A 6,885-nucleotide genomic window follows, 5' to 3' on the forward strand; every position below is an offset into this window, starting at 1 on the left:
TACCGGACGCGGTTTAGCGTTCACACCGGTGAAAGGAAAGCGGTTTTACGCCCGGCGGCGCAGTTGCGGCATGGTCGACTTGGCAAAGCCCGCCGGCGGGGCGGTTTCGGCCAGGACCTGCTCCTTGATGGCGCGCGGTTCACCGAACAGATGCCCCTGTGCGTAGCCAATTTCGATATCCAGGATATCAACCACCTGCTTTTCGCTCTCGACCTTTTCGGCGATGACCTCGATGCCGTAGCGCGCCAGCAGACCAGCATAATCACCGGCGTGGATGTCCTTCAGGAACTTCAGCGCTGGCTTGCCTTCGACTTCGAGCAGTTGTTCCAGCAAGAGACCGGCACCGACCTTGACATAACGCACGTCCGAACGGTGCAAATCCTGAAGGTCGAAGTCGATCGTCATCACCTTGTCGATCGAGAAGCGGAAGCCCAGATCGGCCAGCTTGGCCATGTTGCGGGCTTCGACCGAGCCGCGATTGGCGAAGGCGTCCTGGCCCAGTTCGAAGATCAGCGCGCCCGCCAGGTCCCTGTTCTCGCTGAGGAATTCCAAAAACTGCGGGAAGAAAACCTCATCGCGCAACGACGTCAGGGAGATGTTGCAGAAGATGCCGATGCGGCGGTCCTGTTTGGCCAGGCGGCGGACGATCTGGACGCAACGGAACAACAGCAGGTTATCGATCGACGGCACCAGGCCTTCGGCATCGGCGACATTGAGATATTCCGCGGGCATCAGCACCCGCCCAGTCGCGTCGCGCAGCCGCGAGAAGCTTTCGTAGAAGATGGTCTTGCGCTGGGGCAGGGAAACCACTGGCTGCAGATACAGGTCAACCCGGTTTTGCGTCAGGGCTTCGCGGATGGTTTCGATCAGCGCCAGGGCCTGGGCCTCGCGGGCGTTCTGAGCCGGTGTGCCATGCAGCGGTACCACAACCGCTGGCGCGGATTTCCACTCGTTAAGCCGGTCCTCGATGCTTTCGCCCAGCTTCTTGACCAGGTCCTCCAGCATGCGGACTTCCGATGTCAGTTCCTCGGAGCGCGACGTGCGCTGGTTCTGCACCCGGTCAGCCAGTTCGATCATGTCCTTCTGGGTCGAGTCGATGGCGTCGACCATCAGACGATGAGCGTCGCGGACCAGATCGATATCCTTGGTGATGCGAATCTCGGACATTTTTTGGGTGGCGTAGGCGTGAAAGGCGACACAGACCCCCAGCGTGCCGATGAAGGCAGCCATGGCGGTTCCGCCGTCCGATCCCCCGCGCCAGACCAGGGCGGCGACACAGCCGCTCAGTATGGCATAGGTCACCATCAGCAGGGGAGTTACGATTTTGCCCATATTATGCGTCTTCCGCGCAGAGAATCACTGCTCGACTATCGCGTGATTTGAGCGACGCGCCTAGGGGGTGTTAATAATTGTAAACAAGAATCTAGAACATGCCGTCGGTGTTGCGGCGATGCGGGCCAGGATAGGCCTTGTCATCGATGCGGCGGCGGTCGGGGCCGAAGTAGGTTTTGCAGCGAATAAACGGCCGCGGCCGCATGATCACCGAATCGATACGCCCCAGCAAAGCCCTTGCCGTCAAAGGCTTGACGACGAACTCATTGACACCGGAATCGCGCGCCCGGATGACTTTCGAGCGTTCGGAATGGCCAGTGATCATCACCACCGGCAGATAGGGGTTGGAACTGTCCGACGCGTTGCGTAGCATTCGGGTGAACTCGACGCCGTCAATCGGATCCATATTGAAATCGACCAGTGCGATGTCAGCCGGATATTGACGCAGCATGTCCAGCCCTTCGGCGCCGTCGCGCGCTTCGCGTACGTTACGGATGCCGGTGCCCTTCAGGATCGCGTTTACAATCGATCTCATATGCTGATTGTCTTCGACCAGAAGTATTTTGAGGCTGGTGTAATCGGCCATGTCGGGAAATCGAATCCTTGCCACTTCGAAAGCCGGCGCCGCAAGGTCCCCGCCAGCGCCCTGAACGCGTGTTATGCTGAAACTGTAAGCAACTTCAAGAGAATTATTGTTTCGGCTTTGACGTGATCAGCCGACCATCAGGCTGGGGTCCATACGGCGGTCACCCCATTTCAGCCGCCAGCACAGGTGTGGACCCGTGGCGCGGCCTTTCGCGCCGACGTGGCCGATGATCTGAGCCTGCGTCACACGGTCGCCCTTCTTCACCAGCACCTTCGACTGATGCAGGTACATCGAGATCAGTCCCTGGCCGTGATCGATAAGGGTCAGGCCGCCATCGTAGAACAGGTCGGGCTCGGCCAGGACGACCAGGCCCTGGGCCGGGGCGCGAATGTGGGTGCCGGCGGGGGCTGCCATGTCGAAGCCGTAATGCGGCGCCGTGGGCGTGCCATTGAGGACGCGCTGATTGCCGAACCGGCCCGAGACGCGGAAATCCCTGAGCGGGTAGATAAAGCCGGTGCGGAAGCCGTCGCCGAAATCATGGCTGGTGAAGGCCAGGTTCTTCAGGTCGCTGTCACGCTTGATCCGGGCCAGGATGGCCGGATCTGTCGGGGTTACGGTCTGTTGTGGCAGGCCGTTGACCTTTTGAATGTCGTAGGTGCCAGGCTTGACTGTAATACGCGTGCTGTCGCGGCCGCCGGTGGTGTTCTGCACCTCGATCAGACAGGCGGCCGGGGCATCGCGATCGAGCCCGACATAGAACCAGCCCTTATCGGAGGTGACGCCGCGCTGCACACCGTCGACCCAGAACTGGGCGCCGGGCGTCGTCTGACCCATGGCGTAGCCGCCCTGGACGAAGCGGCCCTTGAGATTGAACGGAAGCGGTTGCGCGGAAGCTGTGGCAGGAACGAGCACTGCCAAGCCCCCTGCGATAAGCGCGCGCCGGTTTACGGGTTCAGGCTTTTCCACCGCTGCATAGCCTCCTCTGGACCGGCATAGGCTTCCTGGTTGCGCGGGTTCCAGTAGCGCAGGGCTTCCAGCGGAACGCGCTTTCCGGTGACGGCGCACACTACGAACTTGCCCGGCCGCATGATGGTGTATTCGCCATCGCCGTAGTGCAGCACGGCCTGGTCGGGTTGAGGCGGGGGAGAGTGCATATTCATGGTGTGAAGGTAGGACGATTGCCGGGCGGAATCAAGCGCACAGACTAAAACAGGCTGCCCTGCTGGGGTGGCGGAGATGGCTTTTTGGGCTGTGGCTTGGGCGGGGCGGAGCCTTCGCCGGCGATGACGGTGGTCTTGCCGTCCTTGAAGGTCAGGGTCAGGACGTCGCCGGCGGAAACCGCCGCCGCCTGGGTCACCACATGGCCTTCGCGTTCGACCAGAGCGAAACCCAGGTCCAGCGGACGGGTCGGGCTCAGGCTGACGCGAAGTTGGTCAAGGCGTTGCAGGCGTTCGGACTGGCGCGACAGAAGCCGCTGCATGGCGTCGCCCATGCGGCGTTCCAGGTCGGGCAGACGGGCATGTTGTTGCGCGATCGCTAGGCGGCGGGTTAAGGCGCCGTCAAGGCGGCCTTCGAGTGGGGCGAAGCGGGAGGTGGCGCGGTCAACATGGCTTTTCAAGGCACCGCCGAGGCGTTGGCCGGCGTGATCCAGACGCTGGCGGGAATGCTCGACCTGGCGCGTCAGCAAAAGCGGGGAAAGCCGCGCCGAGGCCTTGGTGAAGGCGTTGTGGTGCAAGTTGAGATTTTGACTCAGGCTTCCAGTCAGACGTTGCGCAACAAAATCAAGACGTTGTTGGGCGGAATCGATCAGATCGGTCGGCCGTGGCAGGGCGCGCGCCAGCAAGGCCAGCTTTTCGCGCCGGGTTTCCAGCCCGCGCGACATGCAGGCCTGGCGGCGGCGCTCGAGGTCGGCGGCGAGGGCGCGCAGTTCCCCGATGACCGGCGTGGCCAGTTCCGCCGCCCCTGTGGGGGTGGGCGCGCGGCGGTCGGAAACGTGGTCGATCAAGGTGGTGTCGGTCTCGTGGCCCACGGCGGAGATGACCGGGATGGAGCACGCAAACACCGCTCGGGCCAGGGCTTCGTCGTTGAACGGCCACAGGTCCTCGACCGAGCCACCACCGCGCGCGACAATGATCACATCGGGGCGTGGCACGGCGCCAGATTCGAAGCCCCGCAAGGCGTTGATGATCTGAGGCGGGGCAGCGTCACCCTGGACGACCACGGGCCAGACGATGACCCGGCAGGGCCAGCGGTCGCGGATGCGGTGCAGGATGTCGCGGATGACCGCCCCGGTCGGCGAGGTGATGACGCCGATGGTGCGCGGCGCGTAGGGGAGCGGCTTTTTCCGCTCCGGGCGGAAAAGGCCCTCGGCGTTCAGTTTCTGCTTCAAACGCTCAAGTTGGGCGAGGAGGGCGCCGACGCCGGCGACCTCCATCTGCTCGATGACAATTTGATATTTCGATGATGCTGGAAAGGTCGTAATGCGGCCGGTGACGATGACCTCCAGGCCGTAGTCAGGCTGGGTCTGCAGGCGGCTGGCCTGGCCCTTCCAGATGACGCCGTCGATATTGGCCTTGTCGTCCTTCAGCGTCAGATAGATGTGGCCTGACGCGTGGCGAGTGACCTTGGAGATTTCGCCCCGAAGGCGAACGTGGTCGTAGGTCTGTTCCAGGGTGCGTTTGAGGGCACCCGCCAGCTCGGAGACGGAGTAGGCGGGGGCGTTGGAGCCGGCGGGCGAATCGGCGGCACTGAGGAGATCGTTCGGCATGGCGGCAGATTAGGCCAATCGGCCTGAAGCACCCAAGAATTTTAATCCGTCACGTTTAAGTTTTGTTGAGGGCGTTGCCTGTAGTTTCTATCGGTACCTGTCTCGTGAACCCTGCACATGTCGACTGACGGACATATTGACCGGAATGATCTGCTCGACACCGAGCCGGAAGGCGGGCTCGACGGCCTGACCGCGCTGGCGGCCGACATCTTTGATTCCCCCATTGCCCTGGTCGCGCTGAAGGACGGCGAACGCCATGTCTTCAAGGCACGGCACGGCATCCCTATGGATTCGATTCCGCGTGAGATTTCGTTCTGCGATTATACCTTGCGGAGCCAAAGCGTTCTGGTGGTAGAAGACACGCTGGACGACGAGCGGTTCCGCGACAACCCGTTTGTGCTCGATGAGCCCTATGTCCGATTCTATGCCGGGGCACCGATCTTTGTCGACGGAGACGCCGTCGGCACCATCAGCGTGATCGATGTCCACCCGCGCCGCGATTTCGACGCGATCGAGCAGCGCCGGCTGAAAAAACTGGCAGCCACCGCGGCATCGATTCTGTCGCTTCGCCGCGACAGCCTGGCGCGCAAGGTGGCGATTCGGCAGCTTCAGGAAACCCAGAACAAGCTGGAACTGATGGAGGAGGTCGCCGGGGTCGGCTACTGGCACATCGACGTCAAGAAGCAGGATGCCTTCTGGTCGCGTGGCGTCTATGCCATCCATGGCCTGGACCGCGAGAGCTTTGCGCCCGACCTTACCAACGCCATCGACCTGTTCCACGCCGATGACCGCGACGACGTCCGGCGTTGTGTGGTCGACGCCATGCAGAATGGTGCCGACCTGCACTTCGAATGCCGCCTGGTCCGTGGCGATGGCGAGGAGCGTATCGTCTATGCCCGTGGCGGGGTCGAACGCGACGATGAGGGGCAGCCCGAATTCATCTTCGGTATCCTGGAAGACATTACCGACCAGTCGCGCTACGAGGAGACGCTGCGCACGGCCAAGCGCGACGCGGAGGCTCACCAGCAGGCCAAGTCGGACTTCCTGTCCAATATGAGCCACGAGATCCGCACGCCGCTGACCACGATCCTGGGCTATGCCAATCTTCTCAAGGGCGTGGGTGACCTGCCCAAGGATGCCCGCCACTATATCGGCCGCATTAACAAGGCCGGCGAAGCGCTTTTGAGTCTCATCACGGATGTGCTCGACTTTTCAAAGCTGGAAGCCGGGCAGGTGACGCTAGACCCGCAGCCGACCGACCTGCGCCAGTTGGCCGGCGATGTCGTCGACCAGTTCATGGCCATGACCGATACACGCAACATCACCATCGGCTTCGATTATGACGACGCTTCGCCGGTATGGCTGGAGATCGACGATGTCCGCATCCGTCAGGTCCTGTACAACCTGATCGGCAATGCCTGCAAATTCACCCACGATGGCTACGTCGCCGTGACGCTGGCCGTGAGCGACGGTCAGCTTCGCGTCAAGGTGAAGGATTCGGGACCCGGCCTGACGCCCGAGCAGCGGTCGCGCCTGTTCACGCGGTTCAACCAGGTCGACAACAGCATCAACCGCAAATATGGCGGTTCGGGGCTGGGCCTGTCGATCTGCCACGAAATCGTCAAGCTGATGCAGGGCCGGATCGGCGTCGAGTCAGAAGCCGGGCAGGGCAGTACCTTCTGGTTCGAGATCCCGGTGGTGCCAACCGAAGCGCCGGCCCCGGTGGTGACCATCCTGGATCAGCGACCGATCTTTCTGGAAGACCGCAAGGTGCTGATCGTCGACGACCATCCGGTCAATCGCGAACTTATCCGGCTGCTTCTGAAGGACTATGGCCTGGACATCTTCGAGGCCTGCGACGGCGCCGAAGCGTTGGAGATGTGCAGCACCACGCGTTTCGACCTGATCTTCATGGATATCCAGATGCCGGTGCTGGACGGCATTACCGCCACACGGATGCTGTGTGAGCGCGGCGGAGACAACCAGCCCGGCGCTATCGTCGCCCTGTCGGCGGCGACCCAGACCAAGCTGCTGAGCGACACCCGGGGGCATGGCTTCGACCACGTTCTGCACAAGCCGATCGACCTGCCGCAGTTCTATGCGACCCTGCATCGCTGCCTGGAAAATACTGACGGAACGCCGATTGTGTTGGCGTGTTGATGATTTTTTGGGACCTAAGCTGTGGAAACCGCAGCGGGCC

6 protein-coding genes are annotated in these 6,885 nt (G+C 62.2%); 1 reads left to right on the forward strand and 5 read right to left on the reverse strand.

Translation table 11 applies throughout. From position 1 onward, the window contains the following. Positions 1-45: 45 nt before the first annotated feature. From tipF to xseA, 5 genes are all read right to left on the reverse strand, one after another. The gene (gene tipF, locus ABI_RS19360) at positions 46-1,332 is read right to left on the reverse strand and encodes a flagella assembly cyclic-di-GMP phosphodiesterase TipF (RefSeq protein ID WP_006274759.1); all 1,287 of its coding nucleotides are present in this window, start codon (positions 1,330-1,332) and stop codon (positions 46-48) included. Positions 1,333-1,423: 91 nt separating this feature from the next. Then, positions 1,424-1,918: a response regulator gene (locus ABI_RS19365; RefSeq protein ID WP_006274760.1), complete on the reverse strand. Its 495-nt coding sequence runs from the start codon at positions 1,916-1,918 to the stop codon at positions 1,424-1,426. A gap of 126 nt (positions 1,919-2,044) precedes the next feature. Next, positions 2,045-2,830: a M23 family metallopeptidase gene (locus tag ABI_RS19370; protein ID WP_006274761.1), complete on the reverse strand. Its 786-nt coding sequence runs from the start codon at positions 2,828-2,830 to the stop codon at positions 2,045-2,047. Between the two features lie 32 nt (positions 2,831-2,862). Continuing rightward, on the reverse strand, positions 2,863-3,078 hold the full coding sequence (locus ABI_RS19375; protein WP_050808364.1) for a DUF2093 domain-containing protein: 216 nt from the start codon (positions 3,076-3,078) through the stop codon (positions 2,863-2,865). 44 nt (positions 3,079-3,122) lie between these two features. Continuing rightward, positions 3,123-4,685 carry an exodeoxyribonuclease VII large subunit gene (gene xseA / locus ABI_RS19380; protein ID WP_006274763.1) on the reverse strand — a complete coding sequence of 521 codons (1,563 nt, stop codon included), beginning with the start codon at positions 4,683-4,685 and terminating at the stop codon, positions 3,123-3,125. Between the two features lie 117 nt (positions 4,686-4,802). Here xseA and ABI_RS19385 point away from each other — a divergent pair, with 117 nt between their 5' ends. After that, complete coding sequence (locus ABI_RS19385) at positions 4,803-6,845, forward strand: ATP-binding protein (RefSeq protein WP_006274764.1); 2,043 nt, start codon at positions 4,803-4,805, stop codon at positions 6,843-6,845. Positions 6,846-6,885 lie beyond the last annotated feature (40 nt).

This window comes from Asticcacaulis biprosthecium C19, from assembly GCF_000204015.1.
Taxonomy (GTDB): domain Bacteria; phylum Pseudomonadota; class Alphaproteobacteria; order Caulobacterales; family Caulobacteraceae; genus Asticcacaulis; species Asticcacaulis biprosthecius.